Annotated in this window: 21 protein-coding genes; 19 read left to right on the forward strand and 2 right to left on the reverse strand. The window is 48.9% G+C overall.

Annotated elements, in window-relative coordinates; translation table 11 throughout:
• Positions 1 to 87 precede the first annotated feature (87 nt).
• From AC0QUU_RS02685 to thpR, 3 genes are all read left to right on the forward strand, one after another.
• The gene (locus AC0QUU_RS02685; RefSeq protein WP_474544470.1) at positions 88 to 4,479 is read left to right on the forward strand and encodes a pectinesterase family protein; all 4,392 of its coding nucleotides are present in this window, start codon (positions 88 to 90) and stop codon (positions 4,477 to 4,479) included.
• Positions 4,480 to 4,616: 137 nt separating this feature from the next.
• Complete coding sequence (locus AC0QUU_RS02690) at positions 4,617 to 5,606, forward strand: helix-turn-helix transcriptional regulator (protein WP_474544471.1); 990 nt, start codon at positions 4,617 to 4,619, stop codon at positions 5,604 to 5,606.
• 29 nt (positions 5,607 to 5,635) lie between these two features.
• Positions 5,636 to 6,121, forward strand: a complete 486-nt coding sequence (gene thpR / locus AC0QUU_RS02695) for an RNA 2',3'-cyclic phosphodiesterase (RefSeq protein ID WP_474544472.1) — start codon at positions 5,636 to 5,638, stop codon at positions 6,119 to 6,121.
• A gap of 35 nt (positions 6,122 to 6,156) precedes the next feature.
• Here thpR and AC0QUU_RS02700 read toward each other — a convergent pair whose 3' ends face one another.
• Positions 6,157 to 7,365, reverse strand: coding sequence for an ion transporter (locus tag AC0QUU_RS02700; RefSeq protein WP_474544473.1), 1,209 nt, complete (start codon positions 7,363 to 7,365; stop codon positions 6,157 to 6,159).
• Positions 7,366 to 7,664: 299 nt separating this feature from the next.
• On the opposite strand from AC0QUU_RS02700, the gene AC0QUU_RS02705 reads away from it, so the two are divergent.
• From AC0QUU_RS02705 to AC0QUU_RS02775, 15 genes are all read left to right on the forward strand, one after another.
• Positions 7,665 to 9,347, forward strand: a complete 1,683-nt coding sequence (locus AC0QUU_RS02705; protein WP_474544474.1) for a phospho-sugar mutase — start codon at positions 7,665 to 7,667, stop codon at positions 9,345 to 9,347.
• Between the two features lie 76 nt (positions 9,348 to 9,423).
• Positions 9,424 to 9,591 (forward strand): 4Fe-4S binding protein, encoded by a 168-nt coding sequence (locus tag AC0QUU_RS02710; protein WP_474545507.1) that lies wholly within the window; start codon positions 9,424 to 9,426, stop codon positions 9,589 to 9,591.
• A gap of 228 nt (positions 9,592 to 9,819) precedes the next feature.
• Positions 9,820 to 10,086, forward strand: a complete 267-nt coding sequence (locus tag AC0QUU_RS02715) for a hypothetical protein (RefSeq protein ID WP_474544475.1) — start codon at positions 9,820 to 9,822, stop codon at positions 10,084 to 10,086.
• The gene (locus tag AC0QUU_RS02720; RefSeq protein ID WP_474544476.1) at positions 10,086 to 10,454 is read left to right on the forward strand and encodes a hypothetical protein; all 369 of its coding nucleotides are present in this window, start codon (positions 10,086 to 10,088) and stop codon (positions 10,452 to 10,454) included. The genes AC0QUU_RS02715 and AC0QUU_RS02720 overlap by 1 nt, the downstream gene beginning before the upstream one ends.
• A 93-nt stretch (positions 10,455 to 10,547) precedes the next feature.
• Positions 10,548 to 11,219 carry a response regulator transcription factor gene (locus tag AC0QUU_RS02725; protein ID WP_474544477.1) on the forward strand — a complete coding sequence of 224 codons (672 nt, stop codon included), beginning with the start codon at positions 10,548 to 10,550 and terminating at the stop codon, positions 11,217 to 11,219.
• Entirely contained in the window at positions 11,216 to 12,349 is a 1,134-nt protein-coding gene (locus AC0QUU_RS02730; protein WP_474544478.1) for a HAMP domain-containing sensor histidine kinase, read from the forward strand. The genes AC0QUU_RS02725 and AC0QUU_RS02730 overlap by 4 nt, the downstream gene beginning before the upstream one ends.
• A 4-nt stretch (positions 12,350 to 12,353) precedes the next feature.
• Positions 12,354 to 12,923, forward strand: coding sequence for a hypothetical protein (locus AC0QUU_RS02735; RefSeq protein ID WP_474544479.1), 570 nt, complete (start codon positions 12,354 to 12,356; stop codon positions 12,921 to 12,923).
• A gap of 283 nt (positions 12,924 to 13,206) precedes the next feature.
• On the forward strand, positions 13,207 to 14,166 hold the full coding sequence (locus AC0QUU_RS02740; protein WP_474545508.1) for an SIR2 family NAD-dependent protein deacylase: 960 nt from the start codon (positions 13,207 to 13,209) through the stop codon (positions 14,164 to 14,166).
• Positions 14,153 to 14,992, forward strand: a complete 840-nt coding sequence (locus tag AC0QUU_RS02745) for a protein-ADP-ribose hydrolase (RefSeq protein ID WP_474544480.1) — start codon at positions 14,153 to 14,155, stop codon at positions 14,990 to 14,992. The genes AC0QUU_RS02740 and AC0QUU_RS02745 overlap by 14 nt, the downstream gene beginning before the upstream one ends.
• A 128-nt stretch (positions 14,993 to 15,120) precedes the next feature.
• The gene (locus AC0QUU_RS02750; RefSeq protein WP_474544481.1) at positions 15,121 to 15,549 is read left to right on the forward strand and encodes an Rrf2 family transcriptional regulator; all 429 of its coding nucleotides are present in this window, start codon (positions 15,121 to 15,123) and stop codon (positions 15,547 to 15,549) included.
• Positions 15,550 to 15,575: 26 nt separating this feature from the next.
• Positions 15,576 to 16,640, forward strand: a complete 1,065-nt coding sequence (locus AC0QUU_RS02755) for a LacI family DNA-binding transcriptional regulator (protein WP_474544482.1) — start codon at positions 15,576 to 15,578, stop codon at positions 16,638 to 16,640.
• A 199-nt stretch (positions 16,641 to 16,839) separates the two neighbouring features.
• The gene (locus tag AC0QUU_RS02760; RefSeq protein ID WP_474544483.1) at positions 16,840 to 18,786 is read left to right on the forward strand and encodes a PTS sucrose transporter subunit IIABC; all 1,947 of its coding nucleotides are present in this window, start codon (positions 16,840 to 16,842) and stop codon (positions 18,784 to 18,786) included.
• A 78-nt stretch (positions 18,787 to 18,864) separates the two neighbouring features.
• On the forward strand, positions 18,865 to 20,274 hold the full coding sequence (locus AC0QUU_RS02765) for a glycoside hydrolase family 32 protein (RefSeq protein WP_474544485.1): 1,410 nt from the start codon (positions 18,865 to 18,867) through the stop codon (positions 20,272 to 20,274).
• Positions 20,275 to 20,411: 137 nt separating this feature from the next.
• Entirely contained in the window at positions 20,412 to 21,836 is a 1,425-nt protein-coding gene (locus AC0QUU_RS02770) for a D-alanyl-D-alanine carboxypeptidase family protein (RefSeq protein ID WP_474544486.1), read from the forward strand.
• Positions 21,837 to 21,841: 5 nt separating this feature from the next.
• Positions 21,842 to 22,633, forward strand: a complete 792-nt coding sequence (locus AC0QUU_RS02775; protein WP_474544487.1) for a transporter substrate-binding domain-containing protein — start codon at positions 21,842 to 21,844, stop codon at positions 22,631 to 22,633.
• A 554-nt stretch (positions 22,634 to 23,187) separates the two neighbouring features.
• On the opposite strand, the gene AC0QUU_RS02780 is transcribed toward AC0QUU_RS02775, so the two are convergent.
• Positions 23,188 to 23,325: a hypothetical protein gene (locus tag AC0QUU_RS02780; RefSeq protein WP_474544488.1), complete on the reverse strand. Its 138-nt coding sequence runs from the start codon at positions 23,323 to 23,325 to the stop codon at positions 23,188 to 23,190.
• A 67-nt stretch (positions 23,326 to 23,392) separates the two neighbouring features.
• Here AC0QUU_RS02780 and ileS point away from each other — a divergent pair, with 67 nt between their 5' ends.
• Positions 23,393 to 26,548, forward strand: a complete 3,156-nt coding sequence (gene ileS, locus AC0QUU_RS02785; protein ID WP_474544489.1) for an isoleucine--tRNA ligase — start codon at positions 23,393 to 23,395, stop codon at positions 26,546 to 26,548.

Raw genomic sequence — 26,548 nt, forward strand, 5'->3', positions numbered from 1 at the left:
ATCAATCAGGGTTTTACTTCATATTTTGAATGAAAAATGCTCCGGCAGCAGAAAGGGAAGCATTTGTAAGTTCAAAGGAGTGAAAGAATGAAACGATTGAAAAGAAATCAGATGAAAAAACCGTTCCGGTTTCTGGCGGGGCTGCTTTCTCTGATCCTGGTTGTGTCATTATTTCCGCAGGGATTAAGGACAGTACAGGCAGCAGGAAATGTTCTGGAAACCGACGGCGGGAAAATCACATGGGATTTTGGAGACGGAAGTTCTCCTATCTACACCGACGGACAGGATGGATCCCTGAGTGCAGAAGGAACGCTGGCTCTTAACAGCGGCGGGCACGGAGCGGATATCGGAAATGATACGGTATTTACCCTTACAGTGCCCGCGGGCCGGACGACAGTATCGTTTGGCATCTGCGCCTACGGGTCTTCTATGGCTGTAGTAAAAGCAAACGGGCAGATTATTGCGGAAGATCTGCCTCTGAACGGAGCTCTTGAAGACGGAGCGGAAACTTCTGTCAGTTATACATCTGACGCAGAGGCGGTTATTACTGTTGAGGTAACCGGAAACGGTTATATTCATCATATTTCGGCAGAAACCATTACGCCGCCCCGGACAGCGGTGGTCAGCGGAAGTGTTTCCGCGGCTTCCGGATCAGAAGATTCGGCGGACGGGCAGACCCTTCTGTTTACGGATGAGTCAGGTTCAGAAGTTGAGACGGTGATCAATGAAGGCGCGTACAGCGTATCTCTTCCTGTGGGTCATGCATATACCGTATCATTTGAAAATTCTGATGTTTATGAGGTGACAGAGGGAAGCACAGTTGATCTGACCGATGCAGAAAACGGAGATGAAGCGGTAAATGATATTACCTACCGTATTATCTGGGATCTGTCAAAAGATTTCCATTTTACAATCGGCAATACCGTGTTCACCGTATCACCGGGGGAGTCCTCTTCCGCTGATTTTACGGTGAAGGCAGAAGGCGGAGACGGGCGGACAGAACTGGCAACGCCGGAGACAGCCATCATATGGGCGGATCTGGAAGGCGGAGGACTGGGAACGCTTATGCAGGATACCCTGGAAGATGTAAGTGAAAATGTCTCCTATACCATTGATGGCAACACTGTCACATTTACATATAATGATGCAGATACGTCTCCCCTCTCTTATACCGTACAGGTAAAAGACAACAGCGCGTCGGGAAATCCCCATGCCAACGGCCGGACCATTACCTATGATTTCGGTGACGGCAGCATTGTATCTGAGCTTTATACAGGCAATTACTCTATTACAGGAGGAGACTCTGTCAGCTCACCGGACGGCCTGGTTACTCTTACAGGAAATAACCGGATCCGGTACAACGGATCACATGGCATTATGATCGGAAACGGCGATCAGGTCAGCGTAAAAGTTGCGGGAAATGCAGAAATTGTAATGGAACTCTGTGCATATACGGCTGACGGAAGTATGCTGAATGCTGAGGTGACAGACGGAAACGGGGCAGTCACTCCGGAATCTGTTTCCGCGAAAGCGGCGGCAGACGGGAATACAGAAGTATTCAGCTATACCGGAGAGGCGGCGACCCTGACCTTTACCTATGAAGGAAGCGGGTCCGGATATCTTCACACCATGTCGGTAACAAATGAGATGGAAGAGACGGAAGTCAATCCTCAGGATGCAATGCCGGAGATAAAGGACTTCGGTACGCCGGACAGCATGACAGTTTCGGCTGCAGGGCAGCGCCTTACTCTTACACAGACAGGCGGAAGTCTGCTGACCGGAGCCGCGCTTTCGGAAAATGTGGGATATTATGGATTTGATCTGACCTCTGACAGAAACCGGCTGGAGGCGGATGTAACAGTAAATTCCTGCGGCTCATCTTCCTCAAAAGGTGTGTTTTTCGGCGCGTTTGACGGAACAAATATTGAGACAGCTGCAATCCGTAATACAACAAATCTGAGAGGCGTTTATTCCGATGAAACCGGGGAAATCGGTGCAGGACGGATGAATGAAACAATTGCGGCAGGAAGTACGGTTCATTTTACTGCGGAGAGAACGGAGGACGGACTGATCATTACAGCAGTACCTGAGAGCGGACAGCGTTTTGTTATGCTCAGTTCTGACAGTGACGCGCTCTTTGCCGAAAATGGAGAGGAGACGGAGATTTCCTTCGGATTTATTCTGGCCGACGCATCGGTTACGGTCACAAATATGAAATATTATGATGCAGACGGCACGCTTTTATACGATCAGAATGACTGCTATGAACCCATCGGAACAGAACCGGTTGTTTCATCTGTACAGGCAGTCGTGGCAGATACAAGGGACGCCATCAATGTTACCTGGAACAGCAGAGAACCGGCTGACGGGGACGGAAGATATGTGATTCAGGTAAGAAAAGACGGAGGAGAGTGGGAAGATGCTGCAGAAACAACAGCCACATCCTGGCTGTACCGGACAGATGAAGCCGGACAGTATCAGTTCCGTGTAGGAGGAAAACTTGGAAATGAAGGAGAAGTCACATACTGTGATGAACTTTCAGAAGTGGTAGATTTTCTTCCGGCACTTCCCACTCCGGTGCTCAGCCTGACCGCAGGTGAGAATTCCATCGATCTTTCCTGGACAGAATCCGAAGGAGCAACCGCTTATGAAGTGTACAGATATTCTTCTGATGAGGGCGCGGAGAATTCGAAGCTGATTTACAGTACAGAAGCGGCTACCGGTACAGCTTATACGGATACAGACGTAACACCGGAAGTGCCCTATTACTATTATGTTATTGCCTGTGCGTATGCAGACGGTCAGGAGGTTAATTCCAGCAATCCGTCCCAGACTGTATGGGCCATGGCGTCTGCAGGACACACAGGGGATTATGTATATGAGGATGAGGCGGCAGAGATTACCATTACCGAATCTCCTCAGGGAACAATATTCCGGGAGACGGCAGTTCTGGCAGGAACAGTTGACCGCGCAGGCGTAATCAGAGCGTCTGTAAACGGAGGAACGGCTTCGGAGCAGGCGGTAAATGCAGGCGGAAACTTCCGTTTCAGTCTGACAGCGGCGGAAGGCAGAAATAATGCAGAGCTGATCTTTACTGATGAAAACGGAAAAGAGACCCGTCTTGTCTATACATTTGTATATCTGACAAATTACGATATGGTTGTAGATGCTTCCTACACCGGGGAAGACGGAGCGCTGATAAACGGCCTTCCTACCTACAGCACGGTTCAGGCGGCGGTGGATGCCGTTCCGTCAGACAATGCCGAAAGACAGGTTATTTATATAAAATCCGGTGATTACAAGGAACGCCTTGTCGTGAATACGCCCTATATTTCATTGATCGGCGAGGACAGCGACAGCGTACGCATCCACTGTTATCCGGCGGAACTGTATCCGGAAGATGCAGGATACGAGGCCGGAGGAGACATGTCCAAACGGTGCGCAACCTATATTATGAGCGGAGCGACAGGATTTTCGGCGGAGAATCTTACATTCGCAAATGATTACGATTATTCCACACCGGACGGAAAGAGCAACAAATCCGCGGACGCGCTCCGGTGTGACGCGGACGGCGCATCCTTTGTAAATGTAACCATTTCAGGCGTGCAGGATACTCTTTACATGCATGCCGGTAACCAGTATTACAGGAATTGCCGGATTGAGGGTCTGATTGACTTTATTTATTCCGGTGATGACGCCAGAGCGCTGTTCGAGGACTGCGAACTTGTATTTGTCTATGAAGAGACTCACCCGGAGGGCGGATATGTATGTGCTCCGAGAACAGAGGCAGACGCGCCCTACGGACTGATCTTTAATCACTGTGTAATTACATCGGAAGAGGGATGTGTGGACGGCACATACCGTCTGGCAAGGCCGTGGGGACCGGACGCATGTATCTACTGGATCGGCTGCTATATGGGCAGCGCCATAGATAAAGATGAGCCATATGCGGATATGAGCGGCAATCTGCATACAGAAGCCAGATTCTATGAATGCGGTTCCTATGGTCCGGGATATGCGGTCAATGCTGACAGAAGACAGATATCACCGTCTGCAGCCGAAGCGCTGCTGGCAGATCTGGGATGGAATCCCTGTGAGGCATCCCAGGCAATCAGCAAGTCCTATGTTGGCGATATTGTGACAGAAGTGCCGGAAGAACCGGAAGAGCCGCCGACAGAGGAACCGGATGAACCGGTTACGCCTCCCGCAGAGGATCCTTCTCAGGAGCCTTCCGATCCGTCAGGAGAAGGCGGCGGAACTGATACGGAAGTCAGGCCGGGAGATAACGGCGTGTCCGGGGATAAGGAAACAGAAGGATCTGCCGGCAGCGACGGACAGAAATCAGAGGAACTGACGGCTGATCCTGTAGATACCGGAGACCATACCAATATAGCGCTGTGGAGTACAGTACTGGTTCTTGCAGGCGCTGCCGGAGCGTCGGCCGTTGTTATCAGGAGAAGAGGACGTCAGTCCAGATAAAAGAATAAAACCGATTGAAACAGCTGCGGACTGTGACCGGTCATTTGAAAAGGTGTTCCTTTTATGGGACACCTTTTTGTCATAAATGCCGTCATCTGTGTTATACTGACATTATCGTACAGGAGAGGAAGCAGGTTATGGCAAAAGGCGCGAATCAGAAATTCAAATTATACTGTCTGGCGCAGATTATGCTGGAGAATACAGACGATGAACACTATCTTACCATGCCGGAGATTCTGTCCGCGCTTGAGCGGCAGGGAATCAGCGCGGCCCGCAAAAGTGTTTATGAAGATCTGAGAGATCTGGAGCATCTTGGAATCGAGGTGGAAGGGGAGGCTGTGGGAAAAGGGTATCATTACCATGTTGTAAACCGTCCTTTTGAACTGCCGGAGCTGAAGCTGCTGGTGGACGCCATCCAGTCTTCCAGATTTATTACAGAGAGAAAGACAAACGCTCTGATCAGAAAGCTGGAAAAGCTGGTCAGCAGATATGAGGCTACAAAACTGCAGCGCCAGGTCTATGTGTCCGGAAGAATCAAAACCATGAACGAGAGCATTTATTACACGATTGACGCCATCCACAATGCAATTGCGGAAAACCGGAAAATAAAATTTCAGTATTTTCAGTGGAATGTGAAAAAGGAGATGGAGCTCCGGCATAACGGCGCGTATTATCATATCAGTCCCTGGGGACTTTCCTGGGACAATGAAAATTATTATCTGGTGGGATATGATTCCGATGCGGGAATGATCAAACATTACCGGGTTGACAAGATGCTGCACATCCGCATGTCGGATGAGTCCAGGGAGGGAAAAGAATATTTTCAAAAGCCGGATATGGCGGATTATACAAAGAAAAGTTTCGGCATGTTCGGAGGCAGAGAGCGGCAGGTGAAACTTTTCGTGGAAAACCGCCTGGCCGGGGTGATTATTGACCGGTTCGGAAAAGATGTGCTGCTGATTCCCACGGATGAGGAACATTTTACGGTAAATGTAAATGTCCGTGTCAGCAGTCAGTTTCTTGGCTGGATCTTTTCTCTTGGCGAAGGCGTAAAGATTACCGGGCCGGAGGATGTTGTGGAGCAGATGTGTGAAGAAACAGAACGGCTGATCCGGCAGTATAAGTAAGAGAATAAACGTGTAAGGAGGAATGCATCATGAGACTTTTCATAGCGATTCAGCTGTCTCCGGAGATGAAAAAGGCTCTGGTGAGCTGTATGCATGATCTGAAGAAGCAGGGAATGGAAGGAAATTACGTTCCGGCTCAGAATCTGCATATGACTCTGGCCTTTATCGGAGAGTATGACGATCCAGGCAAAGTAAAAGAAGTTATGGGAAAAGTTCCGCTTCCGGAATTCCGTCTGACTCTGGCGGATAAAGGAAATTTCGGCAATATTCTGTGGGCAGGCGTCAAGGGCAACCAGAAACTGAAAACATATGTCAGAGACCTGAGAGCCGCCCTGGCAGCAGCGGGAATTCCCTGCGAGAAGGATAAATTTGTCCCCCATATTACGTTGATCCGGAAATTTTCCGCGAAGAAACCGTATCAGTTTCACATGCCAAAGGCAGAGATGACTGTAAAAAAAGCTTCTCTTATGAAGTCAGAACAGAAGAACGGGAAAGTTATGTATAAAGAACTGTAAGAAAAGAAGTTTTTAAATTAATCCTGTTAGTATCGTTATATCTCAATCTCCGTTCCCTCCGCGATCCGCATCTCTGTATACAGTATTACCATATCTCCTTCTCTGAGAATCAGATTCCCGTTGGGAATCATGATCTTATCCCTTCGTTTTACAAGGACGATGACAGAATGTCTGGAAATATCCAGATCCCGGATGCGATGCCCGTTCCAGGGATTATTTTTCTGAAGAGTAATCTCTTTTAGGCGGATATGATCTTTATCCTGGAAGGATTCCGCCGCCAGGACCATTACATCGTCCTCTTGGAGGACAAGATTGCCCCGGGGAACAAGAATCCGATGGTTCCTCTGCACTACGGCAACAATGACTCTTTCAGGCAGGTGAAGCTGGGCGATGCTCTTATTGATCCAGGGGTCCCGGGATGTAAGGTGGATTTTGATAAAATGCACGTCTTCTTCCCGCCCGTATTCGGCCATCCGCTTGATGCGGGAGTACTGATCCACAAATCCCGCGGATATAATACCGGTAGGGATCGCCACCATGCCCACTCCCAGAAATGTGATAAAAATACCGAACAGTTTTCCAAGAGTGGTTATGGGATAGATATCCCCGTATCCGACGGTAAGCAGAGTGGATGCGGCCCACCAGATGCCGGAAAATGCGTTGGTAAATACTTCCGGCTGCGCTTCGTGTTCCAGGCTGTACATGCACAGGCTGGACGCAACCATGAGAATCAGTATGGTAAATACAGAGGAGAAGAGCTGCTGCCGTTTGCTGTTCAGTACTTCTGTAATCAGCCGGAAGGAATCATAGTAGGAATTGATCCGGAACAGCCGGAATACCCGCATGATTCTCAGCATCCGGAAAGCCACCGCTCCGGACGGGAAGAAGATCGGCAGATAATAGGGGAGAAAGGAAAGCATGTCCACAATTCCGGTAAAGGACAGAATATATTTCCGGACAGCCTTCAGGCCGCCGGATTCCGGATGGGCGTATTTTGCCGTCCATATCCGGAGCAGGTAGTCCAGGCAGAACATGGCTACAGTAATATTTTCCAGCACAAGAAACAGACTGCCGTACCGCATCCGGTATTTTTCATATGTATAAAGAACGCTGACAGTCAGATTCAGGATAATCGTAATCAGATATACGAAATCATATACGCGGGCAGCCGGATCCGGCCCGCTTCTCACTTCAAGTATTTCGTAAACACGATATCTGATCTGTTCTTTTTCCCTGCTGTTCATATCGATCAATCCCCCACAATTAATCCGAAATAAATGATTTCAGGTCTTACTAATAGAGTAGACAAAACCAGGCGAAAAAACAAGTGATAATTCAACCTTTTCAGGCAAACAGGCAGGGGTTTATTCTGAATGCCCGGCCATGCGGTTCTGTCTTTCTGAGAAAAGTCGGCCACAGATAAAAAAGAGAAAAATAGTCGTACAAGAATGATTGCCGTCTGTCCTTAAACATGGTATAGTGTTAGTAAATATTGTGATTTTTTCACAAAAAAATTATAAGATAAGTAATAGGAGTGGTAAAAATGTATCAGGAAGAGTATAAGCGCTGGATGGAAGCCGATCTGGAAGATCCGGATTTGAAACCGGAATTATCCAGAATTGAGGGAAATGACGATGAGATCAAAGAACGTTTTGCGGTTGCACTGAAATTCGGTACAGCAGGTCTGAGAGGTGTGCTTGGCGCAGGAACAAACCGTATGAATATTTACGTAGTACGTCAGGCTACACAGGGACTTGCAAACTGGGTAAAAACACAGGGGGGTACCCAGACGGTGGCAATCAGCTATGACAGCCGTATTAAGAGTGATGTTTTTGCAAAGAACGCGGCAGGCGTTCTTGCAGCCAACGGCATTAAAGTAAGAATTTATGACGCGCTGATGCCCGTACCGGCTCTTTCATTTGCGACACGCTATTATAACTGCAACGCGGGCATTATGGTAACTGCTTCACATAATCCTGCAAAATATAACGGATATAAGGCCTACGGCCCGGACGGATGTCAGATGACAGACGATGCGGCTGCCATTGTATATGATGAGATTCTGAAGACGGACATTCTGACAGGCGCGAAATATATGTCCTTTGCGGAAGGTGTTGAAGAAGGCCTGATCCGTTTCGTGGGAGACGACTGCAAGAGAGCTCTCTATGATGCGATTGAATCCAGACAGGTTCGTCCGGGTCTTTGTAAGACAGCAGGCCTGAAGCTGGTATACAGCCCGCTGAACGGTTCCGGACTTGTACCGGTAACTCAGGTGTTAAAAGATATTGGCGTTACAGATATTACCATCGTACCGGATCAGGAATATCCGAACGGTTACTTTACCACATGCAGCTATCCGAATCCGGAGATTTTCGAGGCTCTGGAGCAGGGACTGAACCTGGCAAAGGAGACAGGCGCGGATCTGATGCTTGCAACCGATCCGGACGCGGACCGTGTAGGCATTGCCATGAAGTGTCCGGACGGCTCCTATGAACTGGTAAGCGGAAATGAAGTAGGCGTTCTTCTTCTTGATTATATCTGCGCGGGACGTATTGAGAAAGGCACTATGCCGGAGAAAGCCGTTGCGGTAAAATCCATTGTATCCACACCGCTGGCTGACGCCATTGCAGAGCACTACGGGGTAGAGCTTCGCAGCGTTCTGACAGGATTCAAGTGGATCGGCGATCAGATCGCGCAGCTGGAAGAAGCAGGAGAGGTAGACCGCTTTATTTTCGGATTTGAAGAGAGCTACGGATATCTGGCAGGACCGTATGTACGTGACAAAGATGCGGTTATCGGTTCCATGCTGATCTGCGAGATGGCTGCTTACTACAGAAGCATCGGCAGCTCACTGAAGCAGAGAATGGAAGAAATCTACGCACAGTACGGACGTTACCTCAACAAGGTTGACAGCTTCGAATTCCCGGGATTAAGCGGAATGGACAAGATGGCAGGAATTATGCAGGGACTTCGTGAGAACCCGCTGACAGAGGTTGCGGGATACAAAGTAGTAAGTGTAACAGATTATACGAAACCGGAGGAGACAGGCCTTCCGTCAGCAAATGTTCTGATCTACAAGCTGGAGAACAACGAGACTGTTATCGTTCGTCCTTCCGGAACAGAGCCGAAGATTAAGATCTATTACACAACACTGGGTAAAGATCTGGCAGAGGCACAGGCAGAGAAAGACAAGCTCGCGGAAGCGCTGAAGCCGGTTATGGCGTAACAGCGGATCAGCTGTTTATATAGGTGGTATTTTAACTTTCCCTGCCGGGACGGACGGTCAGATCGGAGAATTTTTCATTACCGGCCGGTGCCGGGGCTGCGGTACCTGCGTCAGCAGATGTCCGCAGAAATGTATTGATATGACAGGAATCCCTTTCACTATCTGGCAGGAGCACTGTCTGCACTGCGGAAACTGTATGGAAGCGTGTCCGTTTGACGCTGTGAAGAAAGGGAATTCTATATGACAGCGAAAGCCATAATGAAAGATGACCTCCGTTTTTAAACCGATAAAAAGAAACGTGTATGTCACACTATATGATCCATAGTGCGGCATACACGTTTTTTAATTTCAAAAGAAAATTTCAATTAATATTTCAGAAACAAAACAGAAATATTTCTTCAACGTTGCGGCGGTATCTTTATATCGTCGAAAGGAAATACAGGAAAACAAAAAGAGAAAGGAAGCATGAAAAATGGCAAAATCAAAGCTTGTAAAAGCAAACGAAAAGATCGCCGATGCAGTTGTCGGCGGCTATAAGAAAATCGAGGAAGGAGTAGTCGGGGGCTACAAAAAGATTGAGAACGGCGCGGTCAGCGGATTTACAAAAATCTCAGATTCTTTTGTAGATCAGTTTCTGACAAAAGACGGCGAAACGGTAGAAGAAGCAAAGGCGAGACTTGCAGCGGAACAGCAGGAAAGAGAAGCGGAAAGAAAAGCAAAACAGGAGGGAAAAAGATAATGAAAAAGAGCAGTTTTGTAGCAATGATTTTAAGTACGATCGGAGGTATTTTATTCGCATTGGGTATGTGCATGGCACTGATTCCCGAGTGGAACGCATTCCGGCCGGGAGTTATTATGGGAGTGATCGGTGTGGTTGTTCTCCTGATCATGGTGCTTGTGTGGAGAAAGATGGAAAATAAGAGTCCCATCCGCCTGTCCGGAAAGACGATAGGTACTGTACTTCTGGGAATTGTGGGAGCTCTTACCCTGGGAGAGGGCATGTGTCTGACCATGGTGTGGAGCAATATGGTTCTGGGGATTGTGATCGGAATTGCGGGAATTGTCCTGCTTCTGTGTCTGATTCCGCTGACAAAAGGATTCAAATAATAAAGGGCATCCGGGGGGTGTTATTTATGCAGCCGCGGCCTATACTTTTTTGTAAGATTATTTTTGCTATTATAAATAACGGAGGAAAAGAATATGATACATATCCTTGTTGTGGAAGACGATGAAAAACTCAACCGGATTGTCTGCACTTACTTAAATGACAGTGGTTTTCAGACCAAAGGCTGTCTGAACGCAAGGGATGCCTATGACGAGATGTACAGTCAGCTTTACGATCTGATCATCTCGGATATCATGATGCCGGAGATTGACGGATTTGAGCTTGCCAGGTCTGTGAGAAAAGTAAATGAGAGAATCCCGATCCTCTTTATGTCCGCGAAGGATGATCTGCCGTCCAAGCAGCGGGGGTTCCGGCTGGGCATCGACGACTATATGGTCAAGCCGGTTGATCTGGATGAGCTGGTACTCCGTGTGTGCGCGCTTCTGCGCCGGGCAAATATTGAGACAGAACGGAAAATCACTGTCGGCAATCTGACGCTGGATGCAGACGGCATGAGCGCGGAGGTGGACGGAGAGGAGATCAGTCTGACGACACGGGAATTTAATATCATATATAAATTGTTATCCTATCCGAAAAAAACATTTTCAAGAGCCCAGCTTATGGATGAATTCTGGGATGTGGACAGTGACACCAGTCTGCGCGCGGTGGATGTGTACATGACCAAGCTCAGGAATAAACTGTCCGGCTGTGACGGATTTAAGATTGTCACAGTCCGGGGACTGGGATACAAGGCGGTGCTGCAATGAACAGGAACAGCAGAAATACCAGAGCTTCTGCCCGGAAAGGAACCGGAAAAAACGGACAGCCCATTATAAAGGACAGTCTATTCCCAATTTCGCTGTTTGCGATTTTCCTGGGAGTTCTTTTTCTTATGTCCGGAATTCATGTAGGACTTGTGGTGCTGATGAACAGGCTGAAATGGAATGAACTCGTCCAGACGATTGTTCCAATGGTCTACTGGGGATGTGTGGCAGTGGGACTGACTTTATTTACACGAAGGAAGATAAAGAGCACATACGAGGAACCCCTCCACAGGCTGGCTGAGGCAACGGAGCAGGTGGCGAACGGGGACTTTTCGGTATATGTTCCTACGACGCATACATCCGACAGACTGGACTATCTGGATGTTATGATCCTGGACTTTAACAAGATGGTGGAGGAGCTGGGGAGCGTGGAGACACTGAAAACGGATTTCGTATCCAATGTTTCCCATGAGATGAAGACACCGATCGCTGTTATCAAAAATTATGCGGAGGTGCTCCAGACCGGAAAAGGGACAGAAGAAGAGCGGCTTGAATACGCGCAGAATATCGAAGAAGCGGCAGGCCGTCTTTCCAGCCTTATCAGCAATATCCTGCGGCTGAATAAGCTGGAGCATCAGCAGATCGACCCGGAGATCGAATCCTACGATCTGTGCGGCCAGCTTGAACAGTGTATCCTGAATTATGAAGAAATGTGGGATGAAAAAAATCTGGATCTGGAAGTGGATATGGAGGAAAAGGCTGTCGTAGACGCGGATAGGAGCCTGATGGAACTGGTCTGGAACAATCTGCTCTCCAACGCGGTCAAGTTCACGGAGCCCGGCGGAAAAGTGACGGTACGGCAGATATCTTCCGACGGATATGCGGAGGTGGAAGTGACAGATACCGGCTGCGGCATGAGCAGAGAAAACATCCGTCATATTTTTGATAAGTTCTACCAGGGGGATACCTCTCATTCTCAGGAAGGCAACGGACTGGGGCTTGCCCTCGTCAGACGGATCCTTGTTCTGATGAACGGAGAAATCAGCGTTGTCAGCGAAGAAGGCAGAGGGAGTACATTTACGGTAAGAGTCCCGGCAGCAGGCAAACTACAGGAAAAGGGTCAAAGGGAGTGATCAGATGGAACAGACAAAAAGAAGAAACGGAAGCTTTATTGCGTTTGAATATAAGGAAGTGACCGCGGACATTGCACAGGCATCTTTCCTCATGGACGGATATGCAAATTTCGGCTGGGAGATTGATGAAAATGTAATGCCGGATACCACAGAAAGGTATTCCGCAGGTAAAGGGAAACATCAGCATAAAAAAATCGTTATCCGGATGAAGCGCGACCGCAGAATCCTGAATAAAATGGAACTGACCAGACTTCAGAGAAATTTTGAAGCGTGTGTCGCAGAAATAGGGAATCTTGAGAAAGAGAAGACATCCCGTCCATCTGTGACAGCACTGACTGTGGGGATCCTTGGCACAGCTTTTATGGCGGGAGCGACATTTGCAGTGACGGCGGAGCCGCCCCGGATCCTGTTATGCATTATTCTGGCGATACCGGGATTCCTCGGCTGGATCCTTCCGTATTTCCTGTACAAAGCAGGCGTCAGAAAGCAGACAGAGAAGATGACGCCGCTGATCGAAGAGAAGTATGACGAGATTTATGAAATCTGTGAGAAGGGGAATAAATTATTGAACTAGAAAGATGGGATCTGAAGCTTTACAGCTCCGGGTCCCATCTTTCTTCGATAACTCCTTCACTCCATTTGGCTTTATCCCGGCTTCATACTTTATAAACCCCATGTGTCTTATAGGTGTGATTTCCTGCAAATCATATGTAACTATTGACATTACAACAAAGAAGTGGTATCTTGACAGTGCAAGATGTAATAATTGATATTACAATAAAACTGGCGCTGCGCGGGATACACGGATTTTATGGCAGCCAGGGAAAAGGAGGATGAATAACAATATGGCAATTCAGATATTAAACCGGAAGAAACAGACGAAAAGAGTGGATTTTATGCAGTTTTTAAGCGGCGTGCCGGCCAGGGATTATGTGTTCCAGCACACCCCTTATGAAGAACAGATCCGGGAAGCGGCGTCCCTTCTGAAACAGGCGGACGCAGTGATTATCGGCGCGGGAGCAGGGCTATCCACGGCAGCAGGATTAAGCTACGGCGGGAAACGCTTCCGGGACAACTTCGGGGACTTTATAAAAAAGTATGGCCGTGAAGCTATGACAGATATGTACAGCGCAGGATTTTATCCTTTCCTGTCGGAGGAGGAAAAGTGGGGATACTGGTCAAAACACGCATATCTGAACCGGATCGAACCGGCGGCGCTTCCGCTCTATCAGGCAGTTTATGAACTGGTGAAGGATAAGCCCCATTTCGTTCTGACCACCAACGTGGATCACCAGTTCTGGAAGGCCGGGTTTGCAGATGAAGATATCTTTGCCACCCAGGGAGACTACGGGGAGATTCAGTGCGAGAAAGGCTGCCATGATAAAGTATATGACGCCGTGGAGCTGTTTCAGGAGATGAACCGGGCGCGGAAAAACTGCGGGATCCCGTCGGAACTGGTGCCCCGCTGTCCGGTCTGCGGCGGAAATATGGCCATGCACTTAAGGTCCGACCAGTATTTTGTGGAGGATGAGCACTGGAACGAGGCGGCTGGAAGGTACGCCGCGTTTTTGAAGGAACACGGGAAAGAGAAAACTCTTCTTCTGGAGCTGGGCGTGGGATTTAACACACCTGCGATTATCCGTTTCCCCTTTGAAAAGATGGTAAAGGAAAACGGCGGCTGGTCGCTGGTCCGCATGAATCTCCGGGAGGCCATTGTACCGGAAAGCCTGGGGAAACGGGCTGTGGGAATCAATGACGATATATCGAGAAGTATTGAAGATATAAGAAAAGAGGCGGAGAAAGATGGGGGCAGATAAGAAACAGGAAGAGCGGCTGGATTATCTTCTTCATGAATTCAAGGAAGATTCCGGCAGATACAGAGATCTGGAGACAGGAGAGGATTACGGAGAGAAGAGAATGCTTCTGCGTTCTCTTATGAATATCCGGATGCCCGGGAAAATGAATGAAAACGTTGTAAAAGTGCAGGATGAATTTCTGACTGAGGAGGCCAGAGAAAAAGGAATTGTTGGGCTTGCGGATATTCCGACAGCGGCGGAGCAGTACGGGAGCAGCCATCCGTATGCGGACAAAATTTCCGTCTGGCAGGGGGATATTACGAGACTGCGTGCGGGAGCTATTGTCAATGCGGCGAATTCGCAGATGCTGGGGTGTTTTGTGCCATGCCATAAATGTATAGACAATGCTATTCACAGCGCGGCCGGGATTGAGCTCAGGGAAGCATGCAGCCATTATATGAAGCGCAGACGGATGCAGTACGGCGCCCGCTATGAGGAGCCCACGGGCCAGGCGGTTCTGACAAAGGGTTACAATCTGCCCGCGGATTATGTGATTCACACAGTTGGTCCCATTGTAGGAGGAAGCCTGAATCAGAAGCTGAAGGATGATCTGGAAAGCTGTTACCGGAATGTGCTGGAGTGCTGTGTGGAGCATGGGATCCGTTCCGTGGCGTTCTGCTGTATCAGCACAGGGGAATTTCATTTTCCGAACGATGAGGCGGCAAAGATCGCGGCTGATACCGTGACCGGCTTTCTTAAAGAGCATGATCCGGACTTTGACCGGATTATTTTCAATGTGTTCAAAGATGTGGACCGGGAGCTGTATGAGGCGGAATTGAAGCGGTAAAGCCGGGGCGCCGGTGTCAGAATTGACACCGCAGGGAACAGCAGGTAAAATGAAGGTTATAAAACCAGAGGTCGATCCTGTGTGCCGCGGCAGACGCGGAAGCTCAGGAGAAAGGAGCAGAGTGTGTTATGCAGATCTCAAGCAGATTTACGATTGCCGTCCATATGCTGACCTGTATGGAGACATTCAAAGAAGAATATAAGATTACCAGTGATTTTCTTGCTGCCAGTATTAATGTGAATCCGGTTATTATCCGCCGGATCCTGTCCCAGTTAAAGGATACGGGACTGATCGAAGTGAAGCGCGGGACCGGGGGCGCGGCGGTCATAAAGCCGCTGGAAGAGATTACATTTCTGGACATATACCGTGCCGTGGAGTGCATAGAGGAGAACACGCTGTTTCATTTTCATGAGAATCCCAATCCGGACTGTCCGGTAGGAAGGAATATCCACAATATTCTGGACGATAAGCTGCTCCGGGTGCAGGAAGCGATGGAGCGGGAACTGAAGGCTATCACCATGGCGGATGTAATGGCTGATCTGGGAAAATATATCTGAATGGATTCGTGTAAGGAGCAGAAAAGATGACAATCAGAGAAATCGCACAGCTTGCCGGTGTATCAAACGCCGCGGTATCCAGATATCTGAACGGAGGATATGTCAGCGGCGAGAAGAAGGAGCGGATTAAAAAAGTTATTCAGGAAACCGGATATCAGCCGTCCATGCAGGCCCGGACGCTCCGGACTAAGAAGGCCTGTCTCGTGGGCGTGGTGGTTCCGAAGATCAATTCCGAGTCCATCAGCCGGGTTACAGAAGGCGTAGGCCAGGTCCTTTCGGAGCGGGGCTATCACATGCTTCTTGCCAGCACGGACAACCAGGCGGACAAAGAAGTGATGTACATGAAAATCTTTGAAAATTATCCGGTTGACGGGATTATCCTCATCGGTACCATGATTACCGCTCAGCACAGAAAATTTCTGAAGGAATCCAGAGTTCCTGTAGTTGTAATCGGACAGTACACCAGACTGGCCAACTGCGTCTACCACGACGACTACGGCGCGGGAAAGGCTATGGGCAGAGCGGTGGGCCGGGCGCTGGCCCTTTATCCGGAGGGCAGAGCGGCTTATATCGGTGTTACCCGGGAAGACAAGGCGGCAGGCGCCGCAAGAGAGGACGGCTTCTGTGCCGGCCTGAAGGCAGAAGGGCAGGAACTGGAGGAAGAATACCGGCGGGTTTCCCGGTTCCGCATGGAGGCCGGGTATGAGGCGGCTATGGATCTGCTGAAGAAAAAAGATGATATCGTTATCATATCCTGCGCCACAGATACCATCGCGGCCGGGGCCATGGAAGCCATTCTGGACTACAGGAAAGAGAACGGGCCGGAGAAAGAAAGTGATACGGATGGGTCAAAGAGGTATCGTTTCGGCAACTCACCGGTAAAGGTGACCGGATTCGGCGACAACCAGTTTTTAAAGGCGGTTACGGGCGGAATTCCGACGGTTCATTTTGCATACAAAACAAGCGGAATCAAGGGGGCGGAGCTGCTTCTGGATGTAGTGGAGAAGGAAGAACGGATTCCGGTGGAGATGAAACTGGGATTTCAGTTTGTGGAAGCCCCGGGCTGGAGCGGCGGGCAGCAGGCAGAATGAAAATTGGCCGGATGATCCGAATGTCTGTAGATCCTCTGCAAGTGAGAAGATATATGTGAAATCGTTTTCGTGCACTATTTACAATTATAAACATGAAATATCAGTAAAAATGCCATCTTTACAAATGGCATTTTTTTTCATATTATTTTTACAGAAATAATATGAAAACGATTTCATATATAAGGGAAGGAGAATGAGGATGGATTACCAGAAGACAGCCCGGGAGATTCTGAATCTTGTGGGCGGAAGCAAAAACATTGTCTCGGCAGCGCACTGCGCAACCCGGCTTCGTCTTGTTATTGCCGACAACAGCAAAGCAGACAAAGAAGCGCTGGAAAATGTGGAAGGGGTAAAAGGTGTGTTCGAGGCCTCCGGCCAGCTCCAGATTATTCTGGGCACTGGAACTGTAAACAAGGTGTTTGACCAGTTTATAGCCATTGCAGGCATTACAGCCAGCTCCAAGGCAGAGGCCAAGGAGGCGGCGGCTCAGAAGCAGAATATATTTATGCGGGCCATCAAACTGCTGGGAGATATTTTCGTGCCCATTATCCCGGCGATCGTTGCCAGCGGTTTCCTGATGGGAATTATGAACTCTCTGGATTTCATGATCAATAACGGATTTATTTCCATGGATACCAGCAGTTCGATCTATGTATTCGCCAATCTGTTCAGCAACACGGCATATACATTCCTGCAGATCCTGATCGCCTTTTCCGCGGCAAAGGCATTCGGGGCAAACCCGTATCTGGGCGCGGTTATCGGTATGATTATGATTAACCCGGCGCTGCAGAACGCTTATACAGTCGCAACAGAAGGCGTGCATCTGAAGCAGCCGGTGTTCTTCGGACTTTACGAGATTGATATGGTCGGATATCAGGGCCATGTTATCCCGGTTGTAATTGCTGTGTGGCTGCTGGCGTTTATTGAAAAACGGCTGCACAAAATTGTTCCGGAGGTGCTGGATCTGTTCGTAACTCCTCTGGTCAGCGTATTTGTGACAGGATATCTTACCCTGGCAGTGATTGGTCCGGTGTTTGTCTGGGCGGAAAATGCTGTTCTGTACGGCATCCAGTGGCTCTTAACGCTGCCCCTCGGACTGGGAAGTCTTGTCATGGGCGGTCTGTACGCGCCTACGGTTGTTACCGGTATCCACCAGATGTATACGGCCATTGATATCGGACAGCTGGCTGAGTACGGCGTTACATACTGGCTCCCGCTGGCAAGCGCGGCAAATGTGGCACAGGGAGCGGCCGCTCTTGCGGTAGCAGTGAAATCAAAAGATAAAAAAGTGAAATCCCTTGCTCTGCCGTCTTCCCTGAGCGCGTTCATGGGAATTACAGAGCCGGCAATCTTCGGTGTGAATCTGAGATTCTTCAAGCCGTTTATCGCGGGATGTATCGGCGGAGGCTGCGGAGCCCTCTATGCTTCGATTGTGCATCTGGGAGCCAGGGGAACCGGCGTGACCGGTATCTTCGGAATCCTGCTCTGCCTGGATCAGCCGGTTCAGTACCTGATCGAAATGGTAATTGCCGTGACAGTTGCATTTGCCATATCATTTGTCCTTTATAAAGATCAGAAGAAACCGGAGGCGGCCGCCGGCGCGGGAACAGAGGCTCCGGCACTGGAAACATCCGGAAATCCGGCAGAAACGCCGGAGACAACGAAAGGAACATCTTCAGCAGAAGAACTTACGGAAGAAACCATCACAAGTCCTGTGGCAGGAACCGTAGTTCCGACAGATCAGGTAAGTGATGAGACTTTCGCGTCAGAACTTCTGGGAACTACTGTCGCGGTAGAGCCTTCGGATGGAAAAATCACCTCGCCCTGCAGCGGTGAAGTAATGAATATATTTGACACGGGCCATGCTGTCTGCCTCACGACAGAATCCGGAGCGGAGCTGCTGATTCATGTGGGAATCGACACAGTGAAGCTGGATGGAAAAGGATTTACAAAGAAAGTATCCGACGGCGATAAAATCCACGCCGGGGACGTGCTTATCGAAGCGGATCTGGACCAGATCAGAGCAGCGGGATATCCGGCTACGACAATGGTTATCCTGACCAACGCAGATCAGTTCAGCACGGTTGAAAAGGCCGCTCCCGGAGAGACGGGAAGGGATCAGCCGATTCTGAAGCTGAAGAAATAGAAAAAGTATAACACCCGGCCCGGCGGCGCGGAAGTTCTGCCGGGCGGTGATTTTCAGATATGCAACAGGAGACAGAGTATGAATGCATTGACAAAAGATCTGATGAATCTGACAGAAGCCGCGGAAAGAAACGCGGTATCGGACGGAAGATTCCGGCAGAAATTTCACCTTATGCCGCCGGTGGGGTGGCTCAATGACCCCAACGGACTCTGCCGGTACGGCGGAGTTTATCACGCCTTTTTTCAGTATTCTCCTTTTAATGCGGAAGGCGGCGTGAAAATGTGGGGACACTGTACAAGCGAAGATATGGTTGAATGGAAATATGAAGGAGTCAGCATGTATCCGGATCAGCCCTTTGACTGTCATGGGGTATATTCCGGGGCCGCCCTGATTGAAGACGGCGTTATGTACCTGTATTATACGGGGAATGTAAAGCTGGACGGAGAAAATTTTGACTATATCAATACCGGCCGGGAAGCAAATACCTGCCTTGTAGTCAGCAGAGACGGAAAGCATTTCGGAAGAAAGGAAGAACTGATGCGGAACAGTGATTATCCTTCTGATCTGACATGTCATGTCCGGGATCCGAAAGTCTGGAAAGAGAATGGATCCTACTATATGATACAGGGGGCACGCACGAAGAATGATGCGGGAACGGCCATACTTTTCCGGTCTGAGGATAAAAGAAACTGGACGTACTGCGGACGGGTTGAGACAGAGGAAGCCTTCGGATATATGTGGGAGTGCCCGGATTATTTTACAGTGGATGGAGAGAAGATTCTGTCGGCTTCTGTCCAGGGGCTGACAGGTGGCATATGGGACAGCCGGAACGTATACCAGTCAGGCTGGTTTGCCGTGGAAGGGGACATTCTGGATAAATACAGTCTGTCCGGATACCGGCTTTGGGATTACGGGTTTGACTATTATGCGCCTCAGAGCTTTGAGACAGAGGACGGCAGACGGATCCAGATCGGATGGATGGGAATGCCGGACTGTGAGGAATACACGAACCGGACGCTGGACGAGGGATGGCAGCACTGCTTTACTTTTCCACGGGAGATCTTCGTCCGGGACGGACAGGTGTGCCAGCGTCCGGCGCGGGAACTGCAGGAACACCTTACGCCGGAAGAAAAGACTGCAAGCCGTTATGAACAGGATGCATGCCCGGCGTATCAGGCTTATATCAGCGGTATCCGGAAAAATCATTTCCGGGCGGTGCTGGCGGAAGAGCTGATCCTGGAGTACCGGGAAGGCCGGTTCGAGATGCGCTTTACAGATCAGAACCGGAATTCGGTTTCTGCCGGGCGGGGACTTCGGTACGCGCAGATCGAATCTGTGGAAAATGTCCGGATTCTGACCGATGTATCTTCCGTGGAAGTATTCATCAATGACGGACAGTACGTGTTTACTACAAGATATTATCCTGATCGGTTCTGCTTCTCTATAGAAGCAGAGGGAGCGGAGATAGAGTTCAGCCGGATTGATTAAAATCCGGCTGAAGTTATTTCCCTCACAAATTCAAATTTTTGCAGAAACCGCTTTGTTTCTTGCAACTTCTGTGTTGTGAGTCTATAATAAATAAAGCTCTGAATGGGCATGTTTGATATACGGAGGTTAAAACCGGAATGAGAAAGTTGCAGAAATCTGTTCTGGCAGTGATACTGATGACAGTAATTGTGCTTGGACTCCCCGCAGCGGTATATGCAGATGAGAATGACGCAGAGAAACTTAAGAAACAATCTTACGAGACACCGGCAGATACGGACAGTCTGACAGGATGGCCGGCGGGTCCGAAGGTTTACGCAAAAGCTGCTGTTATTATGGATATGGACAGCGGAGCCATATTATATGCAAAGAACGCAGACGAAAAACTTTATCCGGCCAGTATAACTAAACTGCTGACAGCGCTGGTGGCGGTGGAGAATTCCGATTTTACAGATGAAGTCTTATTTACAGATGACAGTATTTCTTTTCTCCAGTATGACGATGCCCATATAGGAATGCGGCCGGGAGAGATTATAAATATGAAAGATGCGCTGCATGCGCTGCTGCTTGCTTCGGCAAATGAGGTGGCTTATGCAATAGCAGAAAATGTAGGCGGCAAACTGGGCGGCGGCTATACCACATTTATTGATAAAATGAATGAGAGATCCACGGAACTCGGGTGCACAGGTTCCCACTGGACAAACGCTAATGGCCTGCACAATGAAAATCACTATACAACGGCCCATGACATGGCGCTGATCGCCTCGGAAGTATCTAAGCATCAGGAACTTCTGGGCATTATGCAGACCATGAATTATACGATTGGAGCCACCAATCTGGTAGACGAGAACCGGACATTTCAGCAGCATCACAAAATGCTCTGGGAGGGAAACAGCAATTATTATGAATATTGTATCGGAGGGAAAACCGGTTATACAGATGATGCGGGGACTACACTTGTTACAATGGCGGATAACGGACAGATGCGTCTTGCCGCAGTTGTTCTGTATGATTACGGAACTGATGCATATGTAGATACCCGGGCAATGTTTGATTATACCTACGGTAATTTTTCGAAGATCAGCCTGATGAAAGAAGAAAAGCCAAAACAGATTGAGGAATTCACGGATCCTGAAGCATATGTGGTACTGCCTCCGGGGGTAGAATATAAAGATCTGGAGATGGAGATTACCGTTCAGGATGAAAAAGAAGGAACCGGCAGAGTCACATATTTTTATCAGAATCAGAATGTGGGCAGTACGGATGTTACACTCACTCCGGAATATATTGAGTCAGCTACCGGATATACTACCCGGCTTCAGATCAGCGGAGCGTCAGAAGCCGGTGATGATGTTCGGGAAAACGGAGGAATTCCCATGTGGGGAAAAGTACTTCTTTGCGCAGGGGCGGCATGTGTTATTCTGGCCGTTATCCTGACCCTGATTCTGGTGCGGATTCGGCGCCGCCGAAAACAGCGCAGGATGCGGAGAAGAAGACAGCAGATAAAAGAAATGCGCGGAAGAGGCGGCAAGCGGAGACGGTATACAGGCAGAAGGAGAGGATAATATTTATGAAAAGAAAGGTTGCATTGCTGCTGTGCGCCGCAATGACTGCCGTTATAACAGCAGGATGCGAATCATCTGATATCAGCGTCAGCAGCTTTGGCGGAAACAGTTCGCCTGATGAAAAAATATGGGTAATTGCAACAGACACGGCCTTCAGACCTTTTGAATATACAGATGAAAATGGTGAATTTGTCGGCATAGATGTAGATATTATTGAGGCTATTGCCGAAGATCAGGGTTTTGAATATGAATTTCAAAGCCTTGGCTGGGATACAGCAGTAACGGCGGTTCAGTCCGGGCAGGCTGACGCGGTTATGGCAGGCGCCACAATCAGTCAGGAGAGAATCGATAACGGGTGGATCTTTTCAGACGGCTACTATGAGAGTACTCAGACATTTGTTGTGCCGAAGGACAGTGCGGTTTCTTCTTTTGACGATTTGAACGGCAAAATAGTAGCAGTGAAAAACGGTACGGCAGGGGAGAAATTTGCAGACAGCCTGAAAGAAAAATATGACTTTACTATAATCGTATACGAAGATTCTCCTACAATGTATCAGGACGTTCTCCTTGGCAACAGCGCGGCGTGCGTGGAAGATAAAGCGGTTATTCAGGCTTCTGTCAGGGATGAGAACCTGGCGCTTCGGATTCCTGACGGTATGGAGAGTGAGCCGGCTCCTTATGGTATGGGAATAATGGAAGAAAAAAATCAGGAGCTTCTGGATATGTTTAATAAAGGCCTGGCAAATATAAAGGCGAGCGGTGAATATGATGAGATTTTAGCGAGATATCTGTTATAGTAAAGTTCGTCCGCAGACCGGCACTTTTGGAAAAACACGAGCATGGATTTTTCTTACGAACAGCCCGGCTGATGAAGGGTTATAAATTATAATGGAGAAAAAATCTTGACTAACTGCAGGTTTCTTTTTATAATAACTCTGTATTGAATTTCAAAGGAAAAAGTGATAACGGAGAGAGTAGAGATCTGATGAACGTCACAGCGAGCCGGGATTGGTGGAAGCCCGGTATCAGTAGCAGATTATCGAAGATCACTCCCGAGCTGCAGTCCCTGAAATACATACAGAGTAAGGGCTGACGTAAGTCCCCGCGTTATGGGGACGCATATGAAAGGTGCGTGTGCCTGAGTATGTTGTAACAGGTGGTAAAAACGAGAGACAGCTTTCGTCCTATTACAGGACGGAAGCTTTTTTCTTTCAGACAGGAGAAGGACCGTTTGAAAGGCGCCGGGCGGACGGGGATGTCCCTTGCGGACACGCTTTCGCTCGGAGAGAAACGCAGCGGTACATAGGGCTGCAAAGTACGCAGCCCAAGTGCCGGCGTTTTTCTACGGTCCTTAACGGACATCCCCGTCCGCCCGGCTCATCCAGGCCGGAGCATCTCTGTGCTGAAAGAAAAAGATCTTGCCGGGACAGGACCTGCAGTCGGAAGGCGGTCCCGGATCTTTCGGGTTTGATGAAAAGCTCTGTTTCATTCCAAAAAAATTGCGCCCGCAATGGACACAGGATACCGGCGGGCCGGCGAAAGAAAGGAAAATGAACATGTATAAGAAAGTCCCAACAGATATGAATTTTGTCGGCAGGGAGAAGGAAGTGGAGAAGTTCTGGGAGGAGAACCACATCTTCGAGAAGAGTATCGAAGAGCGTGAGGGATGTCCGGAATATATTTTCTACGACGGCCCTCCGACTGCAAACGGAAAACCCCACATTGGTCATGTCCTGACCCGTGTTATCAAGGATATGATCCCCAGATACCGTACAATGAAAGGTTATATGGTTCCCAGAAAAGCGGGCTGGGATACCCACGGCCTGCCGGTAGAGCTGGAAGTTGAGAAGGCTCTCGGCCTGGACGGAAAGGATCAGATTGAGGAGTACGGTCTGGAGCCGTTTATTGACAAATGTAAGGAGAGCGTATGGAAGTACAAGGGAATGTGGGAGGATTTCTCTTCCACTGTCGGCTTCTGGGCTGACATGGAACACCCTTATGTAACTTACCACAATACATTTATTGAGTCTGAGTGGTGGGCTTTAAAGCAGATCTGGGATAAAGGCCTGCTCTATAAAGGATTTAAGATCGTTCCTTACTGCCCGCGCTGCGGTACGCCGCTGTCCGCCCAGGAAGTAGCTCAGGGCTACAAAGATGTAAAAGAGCGTTCCGCGGTTGTGAGATTTAAGGTAAAAGACGAAGACGCCTATATCCTGGCATGGACCACCACACCGTGGACGCTGCCTTCCAACCTGGCTCTCTGTGTAAATCCGAATGAAGATTACGCAAAGGTAAAGGCAGCAGACGGATATATTTACTATATGGCATGCGCGCTTCTTGATACCGTGCTTGGAAAGCTGGGTGAAGAAGGAAAGCCTGCATATGAGATCCTTGAGACATACAAGGGAACCGATCTTGAGGGCAAGGAATATGAGCCTCTTTATCAGTGCGCGGCAGATGCGGCTGCGAAGCAGAACAAGAAAGCGTTTTATGTGACCTGCGACACATATGTTACACTGACAGACGGTACCGGTGTTGTTCACATTGCGCCGGCATTCGGTGAAGATGATGCGAATGTAGGAAGAAAATACGGTCTTCCGTTCGTACAGCTTGTAGATGAAAAAGGAAACATGGCGGAGTCCACGCCGTTTGCAGGACTGTTTGTAAAGAAAGCAGATCCGGAAGTGCTGAAGGATCTGGACAGCAGAGGACTGCTTTTCGACGCGCCGAAGTTTGAACACAGCTATCCGCACTGCTGGAGATGCGACACGCCGCTTATTTACTATGCGCGTGAATCCTGGTTCATCAAGATGACAGCGGTAAGGGACGACCTGATCGCGAACAATAACACGATCAACTGGATTCCGGAGAGTATCGGAAAAGGCCGTTTCGGAGACTGGATCGAGAATGTTCAGGACTGGGGCATCAGCCGTAACCGCTACTGGGGTACACCGCTGAATATCTGGGAGTGCGAGTGCGGACACATGCATTCCATCGGCAGCATCGCAGAACTGAAGGAGATGTCCGATAACTGTCCGGACGATATTGAGCTGCACCGTCCGTATATCGACGCGGTGACCATCAGGTGTCCGAAGTGCGGCAAAGAGATGCATCGTGTGCCGGAAGTAATCGACTGCTGGTTCGACAGCGGTTCCATGCCTTTTGCGCAGCATCATTATCCGTTTGAAAATCAGGAATTATTTGAAGAACAGTTCCCGGCGGACTTTATCTCCGAGGCGGTTGACCAGACACGAGGATGGTTCTATTCCCTGCTGGCGATCTCTACGCTGATTTTCAACAAGGCGCCTTATAAAAATGTTATTGTTCTGGGCCATGTTCAGGATGAAAACGGCCAGAAAATGAGCAAGTCCAAAGGAAATGCAGTGGATCCCTTTGACGCGCTGGAGAAATACGGCGCGGACGCGATCCGCTGGTACTTCTACATCAACAGCGCGCCCTGGCTGCCCAACCGTTTCCATGGCAAAGCTGTAACCGAAGGACAGAGAAAGTTCATGGGAACGCTGTGGAACACATATGCATTTTTTGTTCTGTACGCGAATATTGACAACTTTGACGCTACAAAATATACACTGGAATATGACAAACTTTCCGTTATGGATAAATGGCTGCTGTCTAAAATGAACACCATGATAAAAGCAGTGGACAATCATCTTGAAAATTACCGTATTCCTGAAGCAGCACGTGCTCTCCAGGAGTTCGTAGATGACATGAGCAACTGGTATGTAAGACGCAGCCGCGAACGTTTCTGGGCAAAGGGAATGGAGCAGGATAAGATCAATGCATACATGACTCTGTACACCGCACTGGTTACTGTTTCCAAGGCGGCAGCGCCCATGATTCCGTTTATGACAGAGGAGATCTATCAGAATCTTGTCTGCAGCATTGACAAAGACGCGCCGGAAAGCATCCATCTGTGCCTCTTCCCTGAAGTAAAAGAGGAGCAGATCGATCCGGAGCTGGAGCAGAATATGGATAACGTGCTCAAGCTGGTTGTTATGGGACGTGCCTGCAGAAACGCGTCCAACATAAAGAACCGCCAGCCTATCGGTCAGATGTTTGTAAAAGCCGGATTTGAGCTTCCGGAATTCTATCAGGAAATCGTAGCAGATGAACTGAATGTGAAGAATGTTAAATTTACGGAAGATGTAAGAGAATTTACTTCATACAGTTTTAAACCCCAGTTAAAGACTGTAGGCCCGAAATATGGTAAACTGTTAGGTGGCATAAAAGCTGCTCTTGACAGCGTGGACGGCAACGCCGCGATGGATGAGATCAATGCGTCCGGCGCTCTGAAGCTGGATGTAAACGGACAGGAAGTGACGCTTTTTAAAGAAGACCTTCTGATTGACACGGCCCAGGTAGAAGGCTATGTGTCTGAGAATGACAACGGAATTACGGTAGTTCTCGACACCAATCTGACACCGGAACTTCTGGAGGAAGGCTTTGTCCGTGAGATCATCAGCAAGATCCAGACCATGAGAAAAGAAGCAGACTTTGAAGTTATGGACAGAATCCGCGTAACTTATGATGGAAGTGAAAAGGCAGAAGCCGTTTTTGAAAAGAACAGCACGGAAATCGCCGGCGAAGTTCTGGCCGACGAGGTTGTAAAAGCTCAGCCAGCAGGCTATGTGAAGGAGTGGAAGATCAACGGTGAAGCGGTTACAATGGGTGTTGAAAAGGAAGGAAGATAG

The organism is Mediterraneibacter sp. HA8405 (genome assembly GCF_056148955.1).

Coding starts and splice junctions, on each gene's coding strand:
- AC0QUU_RS02685 (WP_474544470.1), top strand. CDS start 88: ATGAAACGATTGAAAAGAAATCAGATGAAAAAACCGTTCCGGTTTCTG.
- AC0QUU_RS02690 (WP_474544471.1), top strand. CDS start 4,617: ATGGCAAAAGGCGCGAATCAGAAATTCAAATTATACTGTCTGGCGCAG.
- thpR (WP_474544472.1), top strand. CDS start 5,636: ATGAGACTTTTCATAGCGATTCAGCTGTCTCCGGAGATGAAAAAGGCT.
- AC0QUU_RS02700 (WP_474544473.1), bottom strand. CDS start 7,365: ATGAACAGCAGGGAAAAAGAACAGATCAGATATCGTGTTTACGAAATA.
- AC0QUU_RS02705 (WP_474544474.1), top strand. CDS start 7,665: ATGTATCAGGAAGAGTATAAGCGCTGGATGGAAGCCGATCTGGAAGAT.
- AC0QUU_RS02715 (WP_474544475.1), top strand. CDS start 9,820: ATGGCAAAATCAAAGCTTGTAAAAGCAAACGAAAAGATCGCCGATGCA.
- AC0QUU_RS02720 (WP_474544476.1), top strand. CDS start 10,086: ATGAAAAAGAGCAGTTTTGTAGCAATGATTTTAAGTACGATCGGAGGT.
- AC0QUU_RS02725 (WP_474544477.1), top strand. CDS start 10,548: ATGATACATATCCTTGTTGTGGAAGACGATGAAAAACTCAACCGGATT.
- AC0QUU_RS02730 (WP_474544478.1), top strand. CDS start 11,216: ATGAACAGGAACAGCAGAAATACCAGAGCTTCTGCCCGGAAAGGAACC.
- AC0QUU_RS02735 (WP_474544479.1), top strand. CDS start 12,354: ATGGAACAGACAAAAAGAAGAAACGGAAGCTTTATTGCGTTTGAATAT.
- AC0QUU_RS02745 (WP_474544480.1), top strand. CDS start 14,153: ATGGGGGCAGATAAGAAACAGGAAGAGCGGCTGGATTATCTTCTTCAT.
- AC0QUU_RS02750 (WP_474544481.1), top strand. CDS start 15,121: ATGCAGATCTCAAGCAGATTTACGATTGCCGTCCATATGCTGACCTGT.
- AC0QUU_RS02755 (WP_474544482.1), top strand. CDS start 15,576: ATGACAATCAGAGAAATCGCACAGCTTGCCGGTGTATCAAACGCCGCG.
- AC0QUU_RS02760 (WP_474544483.1), top strand. CDS start 16,840: ATGGATTACCAGAAGACAGCCCGGGAGATTCTGAATCTTGTGGGCGGA.
- AC0QUU_RS02765 (WP_474544485.1), top strand. CDS start 18,865: ATGAATGCATTGACAAAAGATCTGATGAATCTGACAGAAGCCGCGGAA.
- AC0QUU_RS02770 (WP_474544486.1), top strand. CDS start 20,412: ATGAGAAAGTTGCAGAAATCTGTTCTGGCAGTGATACTGATGACAGTA.
- AC0QUU_RS02775 (WP_474544487.1), top strand. CDS start 21,842: ATGAAAAGAAAGGTTGCATTGCTGCTGTGCGCCGCAATGACTGCCGTT.
- AC0QUU_RS02780 (WP_474544488.1), bottom strand. CDS start 23,325: ATGAAACAGAGCTTTTCATCAAACCCGAAAGATCCGGGACCGCCTTCC.
- ileS (WP_474544489.1), top strand. CDS start 23,393: ATGTATAAGAAAGTCCCAACAGATATGAATTTTGTCGGCAGGGAGAAG.